This is a genomic window from Lysinibacillus sphaericus (assembly GCF_015844675.1).
In the GTDB taxonomy this organism is placed as follows: Bacteria; Bacillota; Bacilli; order Bacillales_A; family Planococcaceae; genus Lysinibacillus; species Lysinibacillus sphaericus_E.
The window spans coordinates 19,006-38,746 of record NZ_LDGC01000061.1; the positions used below are offsets into that span (position 1 = coordinate 19,006).

Genomic DNA, 19,741 nt, shown 5'->3' on the forward strand with positions numbered 1-19,741 from the left:
CTCCAATAGCTTTTTTACCAAGCTATTTGGAGTTTGATATTCTTTACGGCGAGCCCCAATAAAATAGTGAAAACAAGGCAATGATTAAAATAATCACAGCAATCATAAAACTAACGTAGCCGCTAACGTTGCTCGTTAGATTTTTCATTAGCTTTAAACCTAGTCCTATATTGATTATTGATAAAGGGACAGTTAACCAAATCCCTAAATGACCTAATTTTCCAATTTGTAGGGGTGATTGATTGTAAAAATAATAATAGGTGATACATAGAAGTAGTAAAATTGACAGCACGATATTGGTCGATGCAATTTTATTGTTGCTAATCATAATTGCCTCCAATCGGTCCTCTTATTGATGTATAGTATGCTTAAAAAAATAATGTGATAAAGAATTTATTTATAAATGTCTTTATAAATCCCAGGATTACCTTTATCATCATCTGTCAAATGATAGCCACCTATATATTTTCAGCTAGCAAAAAAATACCCTGAAAATGTAAGTAAGTGTCTAACATTTTCGGGGTAGAACAGGATACGTATCGTTAGTCGTAATATTCAGTGAATTTGATAGATAAATCTCTTTAGCTTTTAGGGCCTATTCTTTCACCTCTTGTTAACCAACTCCAACATATCTCGAAAAACTTTACTTTTTCTTGTAATAAATAGGGAAGGCCAATAAAAAACCAATACAAAAAAGCAAGAATTAACACACCAGTTAATATACTGTTCATCTGTGTAGCGATAAAAATGCTAAGGAACATAATAAGAAAATATAGTACGGCAATTCTCTTATAGGCTATCATAGATTCCCCTCCTGTTCATACAATTATACAATAAATGGATGGAAAATGGGAGGGGATTGGTAATGGAATATTCCTTATCTATTAAAGTCTTATTATACTCAATACATAATTTTGAAAGTGCTTTTAATTGGATAAAATTAGTTATTATTTTTATAATTTATTGTAATATTTGATATTTCATATTTGACTCATACTGGTGGTGATAAAATTGAAACAAAAAATATTTTCTAGTCTGTCTTTTATCTTTTTTCTTTTAACAATTTTTATGTTTGGATATGATTCAGGAAAATGGTATAGCGATTTTTATGAATCCCTTTATGATGTTAGCATTTTTATGCCATTTATATTAGGAGGATTAGGTATATTAACCGCAATTTTTGGTGTCAAAGGTAATATCCGCGGAATTTTGATCATCTTCAATTCCTATATGTTAATAATGTTTCTACTAGCATTTTTAATGGGAACGTTTGGGTTTAAGGAACCTTGAATTTCTTAGTAGTAGTCATACACCCATCAGTAAAATTAGGTCGCCTATAACCTAAAATATTGGATGGGTGTTCACTTGTTTTAATTATTTCGCAAGCTTGATTCATTTGCTTGAAAAATGATTGAATTTCTCTCGCTTTACAGATTCAAACTATCTTCCGTTTTTGTTAGTAAGAGATTTTATCACTTCAGATAACCCCATGATGACAGCTTCTAATTTATCTATTTTCTTTTCAAATCGAATGAACAGATAGACTGTAATGGCAATGGGGAACCCGAAATTTCCTATTAAGCTTATCCACATTGAAATATTTTCTGGTGACATAATGTAAACCTCCTCCTTAGGGGATCTCGATTTCGAACCTTGGTTCAACTCCGTTGGCCTTACCTCTTGGCTATCTCATCAAAATTTAATTTGTAATATGTAAAGAGAATTCTTCCTAAATAAAAAACAACCTTATAGTTAAAAAATATTATTTTGTCATGCTTTCATAATTGAGTTTATTCATGAGGAGACATCGACCTATATCAATAAAATCACTTTTTGTATAAAAGGGTGTTTTTTTAATTCCAAAATAAGAACGTTTGTTCCTATTTTGGTTTATAATATAGATACATCATTCACTTTATATAGAAAGAAGGCGGATATATAGGAGGGATCATTAAATGGAGAATCAAAAAATAGAGGAATTCTTCTATAGAAATAATGAGCAAGTTAACAATCCAATCATAAAAAGCTTTTTGGCGGATCCTCACAATCTGTATTTGGTGCAAAGCGCGATCTTACATCCAACTGAACGTAATAAGAAACTTGTCGATGAATCGTTCCAGTCTCACTATATAAATGTTCGGAAGATCAAATACGTCAGTAATTTAATTTACTTCTTTAGTTTAGATTTTGATAAAAAAAGGAGGAGGCTGCAAAATCGTGTTTTATTAATATTAGATAAGGGCTTATCAGAAGAAGGTAGCACGACCGCGAAAGAGCTAATAGAAGATGCAAGCATTGAAAAGGAACTGGATTATATAGTTGGTGGAGGATTATTGGACAATATTGAAGATGAACTGCTTTTAAAGTCTTTGCAAAAACTAACGGTTAAACAGCTTCAAATATTAGAGATGATTTATGTAAAAGAACTTTCTATAACAGAAATAGCTCACACATTACAAACTACACCACAGAATATATCAAACCTTCATAGGAAGGCTTTAAATAAACTCAATAATACATTCAATAAAAAGGGGGAATAATATATGGTGATTTTAGAAAATCGATACAATGAAGAGACGCTAACAATTATAGAGAATTTCATACCGAAAATAAAACAATGTTTGCACAATACAGACTTTCAGGAAAGAGAAGATTTGGAACAAGAAATTAAATTGAAAATTATAGAAAAGCTTGCAACAGTAGAATTTCAAGATGCACCTAGTTTTTGGGATTTTTTCTCGTGAACCTTATAGCCAGGAGTCTCGAGTGACCACCAGAGTACTTTTTGAGCCAAGCCGATCAGATCAAAGGGTAATCTGATCATAATCACAGCCAAGCCGATCACATTCGCACTCAACCCTATCACTTCAAATTGCAGACTAAATTCCGAGACCTTGGAAAAATAAAATACGATGCACATAGCAACGATACTATGTACATCGTTTATTAATATTAGCCTTTTAGGAAATCAGGCTTTTCGAAGTTTGGGTTTGGATATTTATAAAAGCCTTCGCCTGTTGCGCGACCTAGTTTGCCTTTTTCGATATACTCAGTTTTTAAAAGATTGGCTAATTTATTCAAGCTTTCATCATTAGTAGCAGCGGCTTTCGCTTCTACAATGTTGAGGGAAGTATTAATACCGATAATGTCAAGGATCGCGAATGGACCTAGTGGTGCTCCTGTTGCGATCATCCATGTTTTGTCGATTGTTTCAGGGTCTGCTACTTCTTTTACTAATAGTGATTCAGCAGCAGCTAAAAATGGAACTAGTAATGAATTCAAAATATAGCCTGGTTGTTCTTTATATAACGGTAGTGGAACCATGCCGATTGCAAGCGCAAATTTTATGACTTCATCGAATACGTTCATATCAGTGCCTGGGTGTTTCATAATTTCGGCTGTGTTGTTTTTCCAAATCGTATTTGCAAAGTGAAGCGCTAAAAATTTCTCTGGGCGACCAGTTGCTTCTGCAAATTGGCTTGGTAATAAAGTTGAAGAGTTTGTTGCAAAAATTGTTTTAGCAGGAGCAACTTTACCAAGATTTGTGTAAAACTCTGTTTTAATTTTAACAACTTCTGGGATCGCCTCAATAACAAGATCAGCATTCGCAACTGCTTCCGATAAATCACTTTTAAATGATAAGCGTGTATAAGCAGCATCTACTTCTTCTTGAGTTGCGCCTAGATCTTTTTGGTATAACGGTTTTAATTTTGTAATACGATCTTGTGCATTTTTTAATGCCTCATCATTAATATCGTATACCGTTACATTAAATCCTTTAAAAGCTGATTGATAAGCAATTTGACTACCTAGAACACCGCTACCTGCAACCGTAATATTTTGATAATCCATCCTAAATTCCCCCTTTGTTATTTTTTTCCTTATTACAATCCCATACTACTCCTTTCAATTTTGAAAAATCAAATGATAGCCAATGATATAAAGAATTCTAAGCTGCATTAATTTTCCCGAGAGTATAACAATAAAAAAAACGCCATAGAGTGACGTTTAATTTTCAATAGCTACTAGCGCATTATCCATTTGGCGTTCATTATATTTTATTGCATTACTATTAGTCGATTCGAGTCCCTTAAAAGTATAATTCGAGTTTTGATAAAACCCAAAAACAAAATCGTTAATAGGTGTTTCTTCCTCTCCATAATATCTATTCACTACAGTTGCCTTAAAAATATTTCCTAGCATATATTCATCGTTTTGTACGTCTGCCAAATATTTTTTGTTTTTATATTCGGCAATAATGTAATCTTCGAATTCTTTGATTTCAGCCTTTGTAGACGGATACTTTTTAGCGTAGGCTACAATTGTATCGAACTTTTCAGTAGGAGGACTAGTAAGAGAAGCAATTTCCTTTACTTTATCCTGCCAAGGTACATCTTCTGTTGTTTCTACTTTTGCTACAGGCTCTTTTTCAGACATATTAGCTACATTTGCTTTATTAGCTTCATATTCAGGGGAAATATCCCAATAGGCTACCATACATAAAATCATAAAGATTATGGGAATCGCGGTGAATTTGAGCATTTTTAGAGCTTTAATTCTATCCAATTTGATGAAATGGAAAACGGAAAGAAGAAGAAAAACAACGGCCATAATAATACTAATAAGAGTAATAAGGACTAATATATTTACAAGGGTATTTACCAAGTATTGAAACTCCTTTCTTTAGATCGAAATCTTTTATCTATCAAATATTTTAATATATAGAATAAAATAGAACTACAATCTAGCTAAAATTTTATGCTATAAAAAAGAACAGCTCTTGAGCTGCCCTTGCATTAAATAAAATTGAACATGCTACTTATAGTGTAACTTTAAAACTGATCGCTTTTCCAATAATCTTTGCAGGATTATTTTGGTCTACTATATGGGGATTAGTAGCGCAAGCAATCAAAGAAGGTATTATTCAAGATACGCATTTAAAAGATTTAAAAAATGGTGTAATGACAACTGACCGGTTATTAGGTCTGTATATTACAATTCAGCAACGTCGAGCTAATTAGTTTTAAAGACACCGCCAAAATAATGGCGGTGTTATTAGCTTGACGTATTTTTTATTTTCTGGCAAAGAAATGTTATTTCAAATGATTCTCCATTACTACCTCTACAATCTATATAGTTTTACCCTTAGTTATTTCTTTAGAGTCTTTTTAACTGGGAATATATTCATATCGTTACTATACTTTATACCTAATAAGGAATGAACAAGTTTACTATTTTTTCTACATAAATTAAAAAGAGGAATAAAGCATATTTATGATAGGGTGTTTATTCGAAATAAGAAATAATGATATAATTCGTTGGATTTACTGAAGAAACTTCGTAATGCATTGTAGAAATATGCAATATGCTCTCTGGATTTACATGGGGATTTGGTAATTTTTTACGTTATGAAAAATAGGACTTTCTTATAATTTTGAATAACTTACATATTTTTATAGATTTACTAACAGTTGTTTTAGTACACTAAATTTATGAATTGAAAGGGGCAAGAATAATAATGAAAAAGACACTTATAGCTGGTGCACTTAGTATTGCATGTTTTACAGGAGGTTTTGGATTACAAGCAAATGCACAAGAACAAGTACGAGAAAATTTAGATGTTGCTAGCATTATCCATCCAAAACAAGAAGTTGCTGTAGTTATTCCATGGCAATCATTGACTTACCAGGACCTTTATAAACAACTGTTAATTTCCAAATTAGCTATTAATGAGCGTGGTATTGTAACAACAAAAAATAGTATTACAGCAAAGTGGGCAATAGATCCTGAAATGACTCCACAAGAACAAAAAGAATTTAAAGAGTTGTACGGTAACGCTATGCAAGTAAAATTTACTCCATCTGGGAATTCATTTAAAGGAGAAGTTTTGATTAAAGGAAAATGGATACCTTTAGATAAGGAAGAATTAAATGAGTTTATTAAAGAAATATTCCAAGATGAAACTATTGATTTAAAACCAGGCGGTTACTTCACAGATTCTATAGGTCATTGGGCTGAGAGCTATATCCAAGTACTTTATCAATTCGACATTATTAATGGTACATCTGCTACAACATTTAATCCAAACGGAAAAGTAACACGCGGGCAATTAGCTTCTATGATTTTCCGTGCTTCTGGATTAGATGTGAAGGAAGATTATGAAGGTCCTGCTTCATATAAGGATTTGGGGAATTTTGCAGGTGCAAAAGAAGTAGCGGTTTTAGAGGCATATGGCTTACTTGATATTTTTGATGGTGCTAATTTTGAGCCAAATAAACCTGCTACACGTGAGGAAATGGCATTTGTAACAGCAAGATATATCGAAGGAACGGACTATGATGTAAGTAAGGTTAGCAAAAATAATCCATTTACAGACAAAAATAAAATGCGTCAAGAAACTGTTGAATCTATCGGATTATTAAAGCAATTAGGTATAATTGACGGAGTGAACGGTCAATTTAATCCAAAAGGTAATCTTACACGTGCCGAGTTCTCTAAAATTTTCACACTAACATTAGCGTTATTTGATGATGCTGAGTAATTAATAAAAAGCAATCCACATATTTGGTGGATTGCTTTTTTATTCGACTAGCATATGAAATATGTGACTTAATAAATAACCTAATATAATATAGGCTATAAAGGATGTTCGTGATACTGATCGAATATGATGCAAAATAAATTCTGAAATACTGGCGGTTGCGATTAACCCAATCGATACACCCATTAGTACGCCTTGTGCATTATCGGATAACTGCCAATATTGGCCAATCTGTATAAAAATACTGAAGAAAATCGAAAATGCTACAAAATAAATAAAGAGTCTCCATAGCCTTTCTCCCTGTGATAGTAATGCTGTTGAAAGTGCAAAGCCTTCTGGTAGATGATGTAGAATAATGGAAGCTGTTATGGCAATACTTAATGCGGATTTCCCTAGTAACTGTCCGACAGTAAGGCTCATCGGAATCGTATGGATAATGATAGCGATGGCAAGTAGTGATACAGAGGGATTTTGTGTATGGGAAGTATGAAATACACTATTCAGTATTTCAAATATTAAATAGCCCATCAAAATTCCGAGTATAAGGCCTAGTGAATTATATAATTGAAAAGAAGAAGGAATGACGTCTACTACAAGTAAGCCCACTAAAAATCCGCCACATAATAATGATAATCCATGAGTTGTATGTTGAAATAGCCTTGAGAATACCCAAGCTAGGGCTCCTCCAATGCTAGCACTAAAAAATAGAAAACCACCAAGTATCATTGCACTCAACTGCAAAATTCCTCCACCCTTTATATACTTTAAGCTGTTTTAAAATATATGCTAAATAGAAACGAATATGATAATAGTCAGTTTTTAGAAAAAGATTCTTTGATTCATTACTAAAATTAAAAGTCATTTTCTCGATAAATCTCTTTTTAGGTGTTATATTATCGAATTTTGCGTTATTGACTATTATGGTGGTGTTGAATTGACTGAATATTGTTTAAATTTTATACTTTTTAGTAGTAATACCAGATTCATTGATTTAGTAACTACTAATGAAGGTGAGGAATGGAAGGATGAAATGGGATGCGAGTTATGATGTGGTAGTAGTAGGTTCAGGCGCAGCGGGGTTAACAGCAGGTTTGACAGCAAAGCTACAGGGGATGAAATCATTAGTCATTGAAAAGACAGAGCGTTATGGTGGGGCATCTGCCTTGTCTGGTGGTGCACTTTGGATTCCAAATAATCATGTGATTAAGGGTGAAGGTGTTCCTGATACACATAAACTAGCGCGTTTATACTTAGATTCAACTATAGGTGATCGTGTACCAGAGGCTTTAAAGGAAGCTTATATTAAACGAGGACCGGAAATGTTAAGGTATTTCGATAATCATACTCGGCATATGCGTTTTCAATATGCGAAAGGTTATTCGGATTATTATCCTGAAAAACCAGGTGGCTTCTCTCAAGGTCGATCGATTGAGCCGCTGATTTTTGATTTGAAGAAAATGGGGGCATTAGCAGATACGATGCGTCGTTCTTCATTGTCCACTAAAGGTTTTACGATGAATAGTTCTGAGTTTCATAAGGTAAATATGATTAGGCGCACGACAAAAGGGAAAACAACTGCGCTAAAGCTAGGCTTACGACTTGTGAAATCCAAAGTAACAGGAAGTCTGCCTGTTGCATTAGGGGAGGCGCTCATTGCTCGATTACGAATGTCACTTGCAGAAGCGAATGGGGAACTGTGGATCTCGACTGCATTTAAAGATTTTATCGTCGAAAATAATCGAGTGATTGGAATCGTAGTTGTTCGAGATGGGCAGGAGATGCGGATTGAGGCGAAGCGTGGAGTAGTCCTTTCTTCGGGTGGATTTTCTCATAATCAAGCATATCGTGAAAAGTATTTGCCGGCACCAACAAACTCAGAATGGACTTCTACGCCAGAGGGCCAAACGGGAGATATTATCGAGCCAAGTGTAAAAATAGGGGCGACGCTAGATTTAATGGATAAAGTATGGGGAGCCCCTTCCGTTATTGATCCACAAGGGCAACCTTTCTTTCTAGTTGCGGACCGCGGAGTGCCTAATATGATCGTTGTGGATGGTGTTGGGAAACGATATTTGAATGAAGCGGCACCTTATCATGAATTTGTAGATAATATGCATATTCATCATCAAAAAACAAACCATGCTATACCTTCTTGGATCGTCATCGATGCAACAGCAAAGAGCCGTTATATTTTCACAGGATTATTTCCAGGCCAAGCTTTCCCAAAAAGTTGGTTTGATAACGGTATAGTGAAAAGTGCACAAACAATCGAAGAGCTTGCAGAGCAAATGAATGTTCCCGTGGAAAATTTAGTGGAAACTGTAGAGCGTTTCAATACCTTTGCTCGTAATGGTCGAGATGAAGATTTCCTTCGAGGAGATAGTGCTTATGATAATTATTATGGAGATCCTACTTTAAAGAATCCGAACCTAGCAGAGCTTACTAATGCTCCATTTTTTGCACTCGCCTTATATCCAGGAGATATTGGGACTAAAGGTGGCTTAGTGGTGGATGAGCATGCGCGTGTTGTAAAGGCAGACGGTACTGCAATTGAAGGGTTATATGCTTCAGGAAATTGCTCAGCCTCTATAATGGGAGAGACCTATCCGGGACCCGGTGCAACATTAGGCCCTGGTATGACATTAAGCTATATTGCAACAACGCATATGGCGAAAGAAGGTAATAAAGAACAATTGACCTTGTTAAAAGTTTAACATCGTAATAATGCCTAAGTTCAGTATTTTACTGGATTTAGGTTTTTTCGTTTGATCTTCATTCAATTGATTATTGAATAAAGGGTTCTATAAGTTAATAGATCCGAATATAGATTCAATTAAGTGTAAAATTGGTTCATACCCAAAAATAGGGGAAATATTTATCGGAATGCATGTCAACTATAAGTTTTGGTTTAGGGCCTGAGCGACACTACGTAGGGAATGAAAATCCCCACTTTAATGTAAAAAACTTAGAAGGGAGAGATTATGCACGTGCTATCTTATAGACTCGTAACAACGATGGAAGAGTTAGAGATCTATAAAAGTACTTGGTCACAAATACTTGAACGTGAAAAAAATAATAATCCATTTATTGAATTTGAATGGGTTTCGACATGGTGGACGACGTTAGGTGTTCATGACAACGTAGAGATTTACATAGTCGAACATAAAGGTACGGCGATAGCCTTTTTCCCGTTTGTTCGTTGTCAACGATTAGGTGGTATACAGTATTATGTTTTTTTAGGACAAGGGTTTGCGACTTATATGGACGTAATTGCAGAGAAGCAATGGAAGGAACCCGCAATAACATACTTACTAAAGGAGCTTTCTCAGAAAGATGGTCGGTTTATTATAGCGTTAAATGGCTTGTTAGAAAGTGAACATACATCTCAACTATTAGAAAAATATGCAATAGAGCATCAAGTAGCTCATTCTATTTTTCGTACGGTCACGTCTTATATTGATTTTCAATCTATTAAGCTTGAGGATTTTCTTCATAAGCATAGAAAAAAATTTAAATCGATTCAACGACGTGAAAAAAAGTTAAAGGCGCTTGGTCAACTATCTTTTCAAGAGGTACATCCTGAAGGCCTAGCTGGCATGTTTGACTTGTTTGCGAGAAGATGGCGGAAGAAAATCGATACAAGTGGTTTTACAGAAGCTAAAACACGACACTTTTTTGAGCGATTGGCCAAGGAGAAAAGTAGCGCATTCCGAGTAGAAGTAGATAGTCTCCAGTTTGGGGGATATTGGATTGGCTTTACGATCGATATTTGCTGTAGAGATCGAAATTTTTGCCAAGCTATGGGACATGAACCTGATTTTAATATGTTCGGACCTGGTCGTATAATCGAGAGAGAAAATATGCTCAAAGCACACGCCAAAAACTATCGTTTTTATGATTTAGGCAGTGGTTATGAGCCCTACAAGTTTGAGTGGTATACAGATGTTGATTTTTCAAGAAAATTGGTAATGAGTACAAACGGCAAAAGAGAGCGTATTTTACGGTTGATGATGGTCTTACGAGACAGATTGAAAGGTCAATTAAAGAGTAATCACCAGCTCGTGAAATTGAAGCGAAATCGATTTGGGGAGTTGTACTATTTTTTAAAAAATGCCCGGCTAAAGGATTGGTTCCGTTTTTTCAAAAAGGGAATTAATCGCATGATAGCTGTTCATATGTTTGGTATTTATGTTGCTAAGAATGGACAATGTAAAGCTACATCCAATTTTAATGAAGTGTTTATTCAGGATGTGATGGCATGGGAGGGGCGTGCTAATTACGTATCAAACTATCATAAAGGCTATCGGATCTTTAGAAATAGCGCGGATGAAATAGCGTATGTAAGACATGATCAACTATTTCGTGAAGAAGCGACAGGATTTACACTCAAGCTTCCATCAAATGTTTCCTACATTAAGGAAAAAAATCAACAGCTGTCCGAAGTTGTTGCCAATGTGCAGAAGGAAGGAATCGCCGTCTGTACATCCGTTTATTGGTATGAAAGAAAAAGACGTAGAGAGCTAGCGCAATTAGACTTTCAAAGGATAGAGAGGATAATAATAATTCAATTATTTAAAAAGAAAAAGGTATACCGCCAAGAAAACAATTGGCTAGAATATCTTCAATCTCAAGGACAAAATATTGACCATCTATGGCAATTAGCACTATTACCTTTATTAATCTAAAAAAAAACCTAGCGTCAATGCAACGACGCTAGGGATTTTTTATGATTAAAAGTGTATGCCTGGTTTATCAGAAAGCTTGCAGCCAGTACCATATTTCGCTTTTAGAGCACCTTTAAAATTAGTTTGCTCAAGTTCAGGGTATGCTTGTTTCCAAAGTTCAAACACATTGTGACTTGAAGCAGTACCTTCTTTTGTTAGTCGAACAATATGGAAACCATATTCATCATTGCATCGAGCTAATGGACGATTTACACGCACATTAATGATTCGACCGCTCGCTGTAACTTCATATAAGCCCTCGTAACCTGAAATGGCACGTGTTTCTTCATTAATTTCAGCTGTTTTTTCTTTCTTTTCTTTTTTTACTTCTTTGACTTCGTTTTTTTCTACAGGCTTAGCAGCTTCTTTGATTTCCTCTTTTTCTGCAGGCTTAGTAGTTTCTTTAACTTCTTCTTTTTCTACAGACGTAGCTACTTCTTTAACTTCCTCTGTCTCCACAGTCGAAGCCTCTTCGTTATTTTGAGGTGCAAGCTGTTCCATAACGACAAAATCCTTGTTAGAAGCTTTGTCGCTCATTGTAGCCATTATGTTCATAATAGAACCTACATAACGCACTGGTTTATCTTTACCTTCTTCAAATACGAAAATATTATAATCGGTCTTATTCATTTTTTTCATAATAATATTTCCTGTTTTAGTAGTAAAACCGATAAATTTGTTCTTTTTAAGTGCTTGTATTGCTTGTTGCTTTGTTAAAATCATTTTTTAAATCTCCTAAAGAATTGTTTTTTCTATTCTACCATAAAATCAGCTTCTCTGTTTTTCTTAAATATTTGATGTAGTATTATTGCACTTTATAATTCTTAGAAAAGTGTTTTTCGCCATAGTGTGGGGTTGATTTCCGCTCCGGCTGGGCGCTTTGTTGTTGCTGCCGCTACGCTTTCGCACAGAGCAAAGCTTCCTGGGGGCGTCCGATGAGCCGCTTGGGGCAACCTTGCAAAGTGATTCTGTTGGTAATAGAATTGGTCGGGTAATCAAGAAACTGATCCGAGCGTGTGGAACTGCTCGGGTAACCGCTCTAATCATACCCACAAACCAGAAGGAGGATTTTATTATGGTTCAACATTTATTTAATATGAATTTAAAATGGTCGGAGGGGAGAAATGGGACAGGTACGATTGTTGCAGACAATCTCCATACGAAAATTTCTATTCCTCGAGAAATGAATGGACCAGGGGTTGGGACAAATCCTGATGAAATGCTGCTTGGAGCGGCAGCGACGTGCTATTTAATTACACTGGCTGCATTACTTGAAAATGCGAAAATTGCTCTGTTGGATTTGTCTATGCAAGCTGAAGGTTATGTAGATGTCACGAATGGTGTTTTTACTTATGAGAGAATCGTTCATAAGCCAAAAATTGTTGTGCAAAATTTAACGGAGCGAGAACAAAAGAGAATTAATCGATTAGCTGAGAAGGCAGAACAAACATGTATGATTAGTAAGGCTTTAAAAGGCAATGTTCACATTGCATGTGATGTACAAATTGTACAAGGGTAACATTTGAACATATCTATTCAAGGCAGAATATATAATAATTTAGGAGTTTTTCAAAATAATTTTGGAAAACTCCTTTTTCGACTCATCCTCAAAAGTTAGAGACGAATTTTGTATGAATTTACTGTAAGCTGATTTCCGTTCCGACTGGGGTCCCCTGGAAAGCGCCCAGTGGGAACGGAAAATCAATCCACGTCATGGGATGAACCCCTTTTTACCATTGTATTATGAAAATGCTTTATCAAAAGTAGTTCTATAAATGGCCCAAATGAATATATAAAGTTAAGTGCTAAAAAAATGCAAAGGATGATGTATTGCACGGGCAGTTAGCTCAGACTAAAACATTTTATAGTAAAAACGGAAAAAGAATTTTTGATATTGTGGGGGCACTCCTATTACTTTTCATAACCATTCCTCTTATGTTAGTAGTTTTCCTCATTCTACTCATTAGTACAGGTCGCCCTGTTTTTTTTAAACAAATCCGTACTGGACAGGAACATCAGCGCTTTGTTATTTGGAAGCTGCGGACAATGACCATACAGGCAGTTCCAGTAAAAATGCCAAGATTGTGTGCTGACGGAATTCCTGATGATTTTTATTTTAAAACTGAACAGGATGCGCGGATCACAAAGGTTGGGGCTGTTCTTCGGAAGTTAAGTATTGATGAAATTCCTCAGCTCATTAATGTCTTAAAAGGAGATATGAGTATTGTTGGACCACGGCCAGAAGTTCCAACCATTACAAATGCTTATAACAATTTACAGGCACGACGTTTAGAAGTGAAGCCTGGTTTAACAGGGCTTGCTCAAATTAACGGCCGCTCTAATATTTCTCACGGACAAAAAATTTCATATGACCTAGAATACGTTGTTAAATATTCATTTTGGATGGATATAAAAATTATTATCAAAACACTTTTCGTAGTTTTAACGAGAACAGGTGCTTATTAAATAGTAAGGAGTGTTAGGTACTGAAGATCGTTCAGCTTATTACACGGATGGATAAGATTGGCGGAGCGCAAAAGCATGTGGAGGCTCTTGCCATAAAATTGAAGCAAGATGCTCACGAGGTAACGATTGTAACGGGCCATTATGATCCATCATTGTGGCGTTTCCAAGAAGAAAAAATTGATGTTATTAGCATTCCAGCTATGCAGCGGGAGATTCATTTAAAAAAGGATTTACAAACCTTTTGGCAATTAAGAACTGCATTTAAAAAAATAAAGCCAGATATTATTGCAGCTCATTCATCAAAGGCAGGAGCAATTGGACGTGTGGTAGGTAGGCTTTTACGTATTCCTACTGTTTTTACAGCCCATAGCTGGAGTTTTACCGAAGGTGTACCACATAAAAAGAAGATGGTGTATCGCCGAATGGAAAAATCAGTTCAGCCGTTAACAGCAAAAATTATTACTGTATCTGAATACGACCGCAAGTTAGCGTTAACGAAAAAAATTGCTCCTGCTCATAAAATGCTGACGATTCATAATGGCATTGACCAAATAGAGAAGCAAGTAGCGCCTAATAGTGAGAAGCAGGAGCACCCATTAATTGTGATGGTTGCTCGTTTTGAAGTGCCAAAAAGACAGGATTTATTGCTAGAGGCTTTAGCGGAGCTTTCTGATATACCTTGGCACCTTCAATTAATAGGTGATGGCTCATTACGTCCTAATTTAGAACAATTTATTGCTACTAAAGGTTTAACGGATCGTGTCTCATTTTTGGGCAATCAATTAGATGTCGCCTCTTTACTTGAGGAAAGTCACTTATTTGTTTTGCTATCAGATTGGGAGGGCTTACCGATTTCAATTATTGAAGCGATGCGAGCAGGGCTTCCGATTATTGCCACGAATGTAGGTGGCGTCAATGAGTTAGTTTCTGATAATGAGAATGGATTTTTAATTAACCGAGATGATAAAGACCTATTAAAGAACAGGCTTAAACAACTGTTGATGGATAAGAACAGTCGTCAAAAAATGGGGGACGCAAGTGAGCGTAGATTTTTAAGGGATTTTACGTTTCTACCAATGTATCAGAAAACTCTATTTGTCTACGAACAAGCTGTCTCAAAGTCCGTTAAGAAAGGTGATTAATTTGCAATTAATTCGCATTCGAACAGATGATGAGCTTTTGTGGTACAAGGATATTTGGGATGGGATTTTAGAAGCGGAGGGCAATGATAATCCATTTATAGAATTTGCTTGGTTTTATAACTGGTGGCAAATTGTTGGGCGTAGAGAGCGCGTTGAACTCTATGCTGTTGAAGAAAATGGTACGATCATTGCCTTTTTTCCCTTTACGGTTCGACTTCGATGGGGAGTACGAATTTATACCTTTGCTGGAGAAAATATTGCAAATTACTCCGGTGTTGTAGCGGAAACAGAATGGCTGTTTCCTGCTACGACCTTTGTATTTGATCAGCTCATTGAAAAGTATAAACATTTACTATTTTCGTTTCATGGATTATTGGAAAGCAAAGACTCTACTAAGGTACTCGAGCAATATTTTGTTGAAAGGCAGTTACGCCCTAGTATTTTTCGTGTAGTAACACCGTATCTCGCCTTTCGCGATATAGATTTTCATAGCTATTTCAATCAACGTAGAAAAATGCATGGTGTGGATAGAAGAGAACGGAAGCTACGGAAATTAGGCTCATTAACGAGGAAAATACCTTCACAGGACGAGCTGTGGCAAATGTTTAAATTATTTAATCGACGATGGGCAAAAAAAATAGACACAAGTGATTTTACGAAAGGCAAGAAAAAGGATTTCTTCGAACAGTTAACGCTTCTCCAAGGGGAGGCGTTGCAAGCCAAGGTAGACGCACTTGTTTTTGAAGACCAATGGATTGCTTTTACTTATGGAATTTGCTGTCGAGGACGTTATGTCACTTATGCACTTGCGCATGAGCCGACATTTAATATATTTGGCCCGGGTAGATTAGTGAATCAGGAAACAATCAAGCGAATCTATTCTGAAGACTACCACTTGTTTGATATGAGTATTGGCTATGAGCCGTATAAGTTCGATTGGCGCTCTAATATTGATTTTACAAGGCGTATGCTCGTAAGTAGTGGAACGAAACGAGCAAAGCTATTGGCGGGTCGTTTTACGCTGAAGGAACGACTAAAGGAATTATTAAAAGGCAATCATCGTATTGTTGAATGGAAACGCAATACTCTAGGTCAATTACGTTACTTAGTAAAGTATGGAAAAGTGAAAGATTGGCTAGAATATGGACAACTATTCGTAGAAAGATTTATTCGTTTTAAGCAAGTGGATTTGTATGAATTATCCCCATCAAATAGTGTGACACCGCATCGGCCTATAGGTGATTTGTTTGAGGAGTTGTCGATTCAGGAGGCGATGCAACTTGATGATGAGGAGATTATTTCTTTATTTTATAAGGGATACACGATTTATAAAGATTCTTTTGCAGCAACGAATAAGCCTGCGTTTGCGTTACATGGGGTGAACTGGCGTGTAGATGAATTGCAAATTGTTGAAGCATTACCGAAGCAGACATATTTTTTAACCTATGATGTTTATAAAAATATCGATATTATCACAGCCTTTTTCCAAAAAATGAAACCTGCACAAACACTTTGGGTTACTGCAAGCTTTTGGCACTGGCGAAAGCGTAAACGATTATTGCAGCTAGGCTATAAACGTATTTCTCGAATGAAACATTTTAAACTTCTTACAGCAGATGTCCAAACGCCCGCTGAAAGAAGTTAAAGCCTCCGGCGGATGTCATGGAATCGGAAAGGAGTTCTTTGTGCAAGCACAAAGCCAATTCCAGACGCAATTATGCCAAGGCATTATTGATTGTGCTCGTTATGAGCGAAATCATGTAGAAAAGTACACAGAGATTGGGGGCGATGTTCATTCTGTCCATTAAAAGTAAGCGATGGAATATCGCAATGCAGCATTTTTATTTTGTAGAAAAGCCAGCCAATGTTAGAAAATCAATGAAGGTCGTTGGCTATACAAATTCACTTGTACCGAGCCGTAAGCTTGTTAAAAGTGAAACGGTTCATATTCACCTTACAGATAGTGAGTTATCATTGTATCTTGCTCTTTCCGAAAGTAATCGAAAAATACTTCGTCGTGCACAAAAAGAGTCTTATCAAGTTTTTATTTATAAAGAACCATCAGATGAAAATTTACGAGCCTTTCAACAGTTTTATAATAATTTTGCGAAAAGGAAAAAACTCGAGCTCATAAGTAAGTCGCAAATGGAAGCTATTACGCTCTTAAAAGATAAAGGAGCGCTATGGTTGTCTGAGATTCGAAGTATTTGTGGACAAACACTTTGCTATAGACTCGATATTGTATACGGTAAAAAAGCAATGTCCTATTATGTAGCGACTTGTCATTCACAATCAGTGCCAAATCATTTAAAAAGACCAGTACGTTATGCAAATCGTTTCTTATTATGGCACAATTTATTGCATTTAAAGGAGCGGGGCTTTAGTTTATATGATATGGGGAAGCTAACGGATGACCAAAATGTTCGTGCTTTTAAGCAAGGCTTTGGTGGACAAGTCGTCGATGTATACTCTGGCTACATTACTCAATCAAAAATACGTGCACTGTTATTGGGCGTGCAAAAATGGAGGAAGTAGTAATTGAAGTGAATCGTGGAGGACTTGTTATATCATTGGATTTTGAGCTGAATTGGGGTGTCCACGATGTATTTAAGTACGGGCAATACAATAAAAATTTAGTTGGTGTGCGTGAGGCATTGCCTAAAATACTCGAGCTGTTTGAACAGTATGGCATTCATGCTACTTGGGCCACGGTCGGCCTATTGTTTGCAGAAACAAAAGCAGAAATGGCTCACTACTTAAGAGGGATCCCTGTAAAATATAAAAACGGGCATTATGCAGCACATACACAATTTGCAAAAGTAGGAGAAGATGAGCAGGACGACCTGTTACATTTCGGCAAATCATTAATTGATAAAATTAAACATACACCGCATCAAGAAATAGGAAGTCATACATTTTCACATTTTTACTGTTTAGAAAGTGGACAAACTGAAGCAGATTTTCGATCAGATTTACACGCAACTGCAATGATTTCTGAAGATTATATTGCACCGATGAAATCGATTGTTTTTCCACGAAATCAAGTGAATGAAGCCTATTTTTCAGCATGCCAGGAAGTAGGGTTTATATGCTATCGCGGAAATGAAAAACATCCGTTATACGATCCTCAAAAATTCACAAAAAAAGGTCGACTATTAGGGGCAAAAAAATGGTTGGATAGCTATGTGAATGTAACAGGAAATCATCTAGTAACACTAGAAGAGATGCAAAAGGATTCCTTTATTAACATTCGTTCAAGTGCATTTTTAAGACCTTATTGTAGCCCATTACGATTTTTTGAAGGCTTCAAGGTTAAACGTATTAAAGAGGGAATGCATGCAGCCGCAACGTCTCAAGCTTTTTATCATTTATGGTGGCACCCTCATAATTTTGGCAAGAACATAGAAAAAAATTTAGCAATGCTTGAGGAACTTTTACAGTACTATCAGGAATTGCGTCATCAATATAACTTTCAAAGCTATACGATGCACGAGGTTGCAGAGCTTTGCCAATCTATATCCCGCAAAAGCCCAATCGGTGAAGACTAATAATCAGTGAGGTGAAAAACCCCACTGTATAGAAAAGGAGCAAACTAGAAAATGGCCTAGTTTGCTCCTTTTTTTGTTCTAGGGGTAAATGGAGTATGGGGAATTTTTAAAAATTAAGAGGAAAAATCCTGAATTTTGACGAAATTGTATGTACTAATGGTACTATTAAAATTAATGGAGATTATTTAGGTATTTTTAAAGGGGACAATAAATTAATACAGGGCAATTGACTTTAATTTTGCATATCATGTGGATAAATTGATAGTTATTGAAAAATGCGTGAAGGTGGTCGTTAACATGTTTATTCAACCAGAATGGCAGTATAAGCAAGGAAATGGTTCAGCTATGCATCAATGGATTAAACAAAAAGAACATCCGGTTCCAAGTGATGTAGATATAATTTTGTATGGAGCTTTATTATCGTATAGTAGTAAACCATTCGAAAAAGCACTATATCCAACAGCATTTCGAAAGGCTTGGCCAAGCTTTCAATCTTATAATTTAGATGAGCAAGTAGATTTGCGCTCGTTGGCAGTCGTCGATGTAGGCGATGTGGCAATCCACGAGACGGATAGAATGCTTTCAGAGTCAGCTATTGAAGCTGCTGCAGAAAGCTTAAGTACCGCATATTCTAAAAGTTTCACCTGTCTTATAGGTGGAGATCATGCGATTACAGCTTGCTCCTTAAGAGGAATAAAGAATGCTTTTCCAAAGGATCGTATAGGGATTATTCAAATTGATACGCATTTAGATGCCCGGAATCAGGAGGAAATTGGTTTAGCTATGGATTCTCCAATGCAGAAGCTTATTGCAGCAGGGGTTGTAGAGGGAAAACATATTTATAATGTCGGGCTACACGGCTTTTTTAATTCCCCAGAAATGATTCACTGTGCGAAAGAGCAAGGAATTCATATGATTACGTTAAAGCAAATGCGTCGTGATGGCATTCAATTAACCATTCGCGAAATGCTCCGTCAGCTTATGTATGAGGTAGATCGCATTTATGTATCTGTCGATTTGGATGTGCTCGATATTACATTCGCCCCAGATGTACCTGCAGCAACACCAGGTGGATTAACGGCCTATGAATTATTCGATATCCTAAAGCTCATTGGAGAAAATGAAGGAGTCCGCCATATTGACTTTGTTTATGCGGATCCAAAAGAGGGGGACCTACGCCCAGAAACCGTAAAGATGGGCGTAACAGCATTTTTGCAATGGTTAACAGGTATTCGACTGGATTACCGCAATCGAATTTCAAAAAGAGGTAATGCCCTAATTAGATAGTTGGAAAATAAGGCGTAGAATGATGGTTTGTAT

At 36.1% G+C, this 19,741-nt stretch carries 21 protein-coding genes; 14 read left to right on the forward strand and 7 right to left on the reverse strand.

Features of this window, described 5'->3' with window-relative positions; all coding sequences use genetic code 11:
* Positions 1 to 43 precede the first annotated feature (43 nt).
* The gene (locus ABE34_RS14775) at positions 44 to 328 is read right to left on the reverse strand and encodes a hypothetical protein (RefSeq protein ID WP_197143277.1); all 285 of its coding nucleotides are present in this window, start codon (positions 326 to 328) and stop codon (positions 44 to 46) included.
* Positions 329 to 581: 253 nt separating this feature from the next.
* On the reverse strand, positions 582 to 803 hold the full coding sequence (locus ABE34_RS14780; protein ID WP_197143278.1) for a hypothetical protein: 222 nt from the start codon (positions 801 to 803) through the stop codon (positions 582 to 584).
* Positions 804 to 1,011: 208 nt separating this feature from the next.
* On the opposite strand from ABE34_RS14780, the gene ABE34_RS14785 reads away from it, so the two are divergent.
* On the forward strand, positions 1,012 to 1,290 hold the full coding sequence (locus ABE34_RS14785) for a hypothetical protein (RefSeq protein ID WP_197143342.1): 279 nt from the start codon (positions 1,012 to 1,014) through the stop codon (positions 1,288 to 1,290).
* A 150-nt stretch (positions 1,291 to 1,440) separates the two neighbouring features.
* On the opposite strand, the gene ABE34_RS14790 is transcribed toward ABE34_RS14785, so the two are convergent.
* On the reverse strand, positions 1,441 to 1,614 hold the full coding sequence (locus ABE34_RS14790; protein ID WP_197143279.1) for a YvrJ family protein: 174 nt from the start codon (positions 1,612 to 1,614) through the stop codon (positions 1,441 to 1,443).
* Between the two features lie 341 nt (positions 1,615 to 1,955).
* Here ABE34_RS14790 and ABE34_RS14795 point away from each other — a divergent pair, with 341 nt between their 5' ends.
* Complete coding sequence (locus tag ABE34_RS14795) at positions 1,956 to 2,540, forward strand: sigma-70 family RNA polymerase sigma factor (protein ID WP_197143280.1); 585 nt, start codon at positions 1,956 to 1,958, stop codon at positions 2,538 to 2,540.
* A gap of 3 nt (positions 2,541 to 2,543) precedes the next feature.
* Positions 2,544 to 2,744 carry a hypothetical protein gene (locus ABE34_RS14800; RefSeq protein WP_197143281.1) on the forward strand — a complete coding sequence of 67 codons (201 nt, stop codon included), beginning with the start codon at positions 2,544 to 2,546 and terminating at the stop codon, positions 2,742 to 2,744.
* Positions 2,745 to 2,952: 208 nt separating this feature from the next.
* Here ABE34_RS14800 and ABE34_RS14805 read toward each other — a convergent pair whose 3' ends face one another.
* Both ABE34_RS14805 and ABE34_RS14810 read right to left on the reverse strand, forming a co-directional pair.
* Positions 2,953 to 3,852, reverse strand: coding sequence for a 3-hydroxyacyl-CoA dehydrogenase (locus ABE34_RS14805; RefSeq protein WP_197143282.1), 900 nt, complete (start codon positions 3,850 to 3,852; stop codon positions 2,953 to 2,955).
* A gap of 156 nt (positions 3,853 to 4,008) precedes the next feature.
* Positions 4,009 to 4,665 (reverse strand): hypothetical protein, encoded by a 657-nt coding sequence (locus ABE34_RS14810; RefSeq protein ID WP_197229832.1) that lies wholly within the window; start codon positions 4,663 to 4,665, stop codon positions 4,009 to 4,011.
* 853 nt (positions 4,666 to 5,518) lie between these two features.
* Here ABE34_RS14810 and ABE34_RS14815 point away from each other — a divergent pair.
* Positions 5,519 to 6,541, forward strand: a complete 1,023-nt coding sequence (locus ABE34_RS14815; RefSeq protein ID WP_197143284.1) for an S-layer homology domain-containing protein — start codon at positions 5,519 to 5,521, stop codon at positions 6,539 to 6,541.
* Positions 6,542 to 6,580: 39 nt separating this feature from the next.
* Here the strand turns inward: ABE34_RS14815 and ABE34_RS14820 are convergent, their stop codons facing one another.
* A complete protein-coding gene (locus tag ABE34_RS14820) occupies positions 6,581 to 7,267 on the reverse strand; it encodes a ZIP family metal transporter (RefSeq protein ID WP_241747086.1) in 687 nt (228 codons plus the stop codon).
* Positions 7,268 to 7,566: 299 nt separating this feature from the next.
* Here ABE34_RS14820 and ABE34_RS14825 point away from each other — a divergent pair, with 299 nt between their 5' ends.
* Positions 7,567 to 9,255 carry an FAD-binding protein gene (locus ABE34_RS14825; protein WP_197143286.1) on the forward strand — a complete coding sequence of 563 codons (1,689 nt, stop codon included), beginning with the start codon at positions 7,567 to 7,569 and terminating at the stop codon, positions 9,253 to 9,255.
* Between the two features lie 267 nt (positions 9,256 to 9,522).
* Complete coding sequence (locus tag ABE34_RS14830; protein ID WP_241747083.1) at positions 9,523 to 11,226, forward strand: GNAT family N-acetyltransferase; 1,704 nt, start codon at positions 9,523 to 9,525, stop codon at positions 11,224 to 11,226.
* A gap of 45 nt (positions 11,227 to 11,271) precedes the next feature.
* On the opposite strand, the gene ABE34_RS14835 is transcribed toward ABE34_RS14830, so the two are convergent.
* Positions 11,272 to 11,988, reverse strand: coding sequence for an NUMOD4 domain-containing protein (locus ABE34_RS14835; RefSeq protein WP_197143287.1), 717 nt, complete (start codon positions 11,986 to 11,988; stop codon positions 11,272 to 11,274).
* Positions 11,989 to 12,340: 352 nt separating this feature from the next.
* Between ABE34_RS14835 and ABE34_RS14840 the strand changes: the two genes are divergently transcribed.
* From ABE34_RS14840 to ABE34_RS14870, 8 genes are all read left to right on the forward strand, one after another.
* On the forward strand, positions 12,341 to 12,784 hold the full coding sequence (locus tag ABE34_RS14840) for an SACOL1771 family peroxiredoxin (RefSeq protein ID WP_197143288.1): 444 nt from the start codon (positions 12,341 to 12,343) through the stop codon (positions 12,782 to 12,784).
* Between the two features lie 311 nt (positions 12,785 to 13,095).
* Entirely contained in the window at positions 13,096 to 13,731 is a 636-nt protein-coding gene (locus ABE34_RS14845; RefSeq protein ID WP_197143289.1) for a sugar transferase, read from the forward strand.
* Positions 13,732 to 13,778: 47 nt separating this feature from the next.
* Positions 13,779 to 14,873, forward strand: a complete 1,095-nt coding sequence (locus ABE34_RS14850) for a glycosyltransferase family 4 protein (protein ID WP_197143290.1) — start codon at positions 13,779 to 13,781, stop codon at positions 14,871 to 14,873.
* Between the two features lies 1 nt (position 14,874).
* Positions 14,875 to 16,518, forward strand: coding sequence for a GNAT family N-acetyltransferase (locus tag ABE34_RS14855; RefSeq protein ID WP_197143291.1), 1,644 nt, complete (start codon positions 14,875 to 14,877; stop codon positions 16,516 to 16,518).
* Positions 16,519 to 16,558: 40 nt separating this feature from the next.
* Complete coding sequence (locus ABE34_RS25460) at positions 16,559 to 16,681, forward strand: hypothetical protein (protein ID WP_276569499.1); 123 nt, start codon at positions 16,559 to 16,561, stop codon at positions 16,679 to 16,681.
* Positions 16,662 to 17,408, forward strand: a complete 747-nt coding sequence (locus tag ABE34_RS14860) for an aminoacyltransferase (protein ID WP_241747084.1) — start codon at positions 16,662 to 16,664, stop codon at positions 17,406 to 17,408. Before ABE34_RS25460 ends, ABE34_RS14860 begins: the two co-directional genes overlap by 20 nt.
* Positions 17,396 to 18,421: a polysaccharide deacetylase family protein gene (locus ABE34_RS14865; RefSeq protein ID WP_206700656.1), complete on the forward strand. Its 1,026-nt coding sequence runs from the start codon at positions 17,396 to 17,398 to the stop codon at positions 18,419 to 18,421. Before ABE34_RS14860 ends, ABE34_RS14865 begins: the two co-directional genes overlap by 13 nt.
* 297 nt (positions 18,422 to 18,718) lie before the next feature.
* On the forward strand, positions 18,719 to 19,708 hold the full coding sequence (locus tag ABE34_RS14870) for an agmatinase family protein (RefSeq protein ID WP_197143292.1): 990 nt from the start codon (positions 18,719 to 18,721) through the stop codon (positions 19,706 to 19,708).
* Positions 19,709 to 19,741: the final 33 nt, after the last annotated feature.

What these genes read in the sequence shown, in the direction of transcription:
- ABE34_RS14780 (WP_197143278.1), bottom strand. Translation starts at nt 803, where the DNA reads ATGATAGCCTATAAGAGAATTGCCGTACTATATTTTCTTATTATGTTC.
- ABE34_RS14850 (WP_197143290.1), top strand. Translation starts at nt 13,779, where the DNA reads ATGGATAAGATTGGCGGAGCGCAAAAGCATGTGGAGGCTCTTGCCATA.
- ABE34_RS14870 (WP_197143292.1), top strand. Translation starts at nt 18,719, where the DNA reads ATGTTTATTCAACCAGAATGGCAGTATAAGCAAGGAAATGGTTCAGCT.
- ABE34_RS14805 (WP_197143282.1), bottom strand. Translation starts at nt 3,852, where the DNA reads ATGGATTATCAAAATATTACGGTTGCAGGTAGCGGTGTTCTAGGTAGT.
- ABE34_RS14865 (WP_206700656.1), top strand. Translation starts at nt 17,396, where the DNA reads ATGGAGGAAGTAGTAATTGAAGTGAATCGTGGAGGACTTGTTATATCA.
- ABE34_RS14800 (WP_197143281.1), top strand. Translation starts at nt 2,544, where the DNA reads ATGGTGATTTTAGAAAATCGATACAATGAAGAGACGCTAACAATTATA.
- ABE34_RS14795 (WP_197143280.1), top strand. Translation starts at nt 1,956, where the DNA reads ATGGAGAATCAAAAAATAGAGGAATTCTTCTATAGAAATAATGAGCAA.
- ABE34_RS14790 (WP_197143279.1), bottom strand. Translation starts at nt 1,614, where the DNA reads ATGTCACCAGAAAATATTTCAATGTGGATAAGCTTAATAGGAAATTTC.
- ABE34_RS14835 (WP_197143287.1), bottom strand. Translation starts at nt 11,988, where the DNA reads ATGATTTTAACAAAGCAACAAGCAATACAAGCACTTAAAAAGAACAAA.
- ABE34_RS14830 (WP_241747083.1), top strand. Translation starts at nt 9,523, where the DNA reads ATGCACGTGCTATCTTATAGACTCGTAACAACGATGGAAGAGTTAGAG.
- ABE34_RS14840 (WP_197143288.1), top strand. Translation starts at nt 12,341, where the DNA reads ATGGTTCAACATTTATTTAATATGAATTTAAAATGGTCGGAGGGGAGA.
- ABE34_RS14820 (WP_241747086.1), bottom strand. Translation starts at nt 7,267, where the DNA reads ATGATACTTGGTGGTTTTCTATTTTTTAGTGCTAGCATTGGAGGAGCC.
- ABE34_RS14815 (WP_197143284.1), top strand. Translation starts at nt 5,519, where the DNA reads ATGAAAAAGACACTTATAGCTGGTGCACTTAGTATTGCATGTTTTACA.
- ABE34_RS14860 (WP_241747084.1), top strand. Translation starts at nt 16,662, where the DNA reads ATGTTCATTCTGTCCATTAAAAGTAAGCGATGGAATATCGCAATGCAG.
- ABE34_RS14775 (WP_197143277.1), bottom strand. Translation starts at nt 328, where the DNA reads ATGATTAGCAACAATAAAATTGCATCGACCAATATCGTGCTGTCAATT.
- ABE34_RS14825 (WP_197143286.1), top strand. Translation starts at nt 7,567, where the DNA reads ATGAAATGGGATGCGAGTTATGATGTGGTAGTAGTAGGTTCAGGCGCA.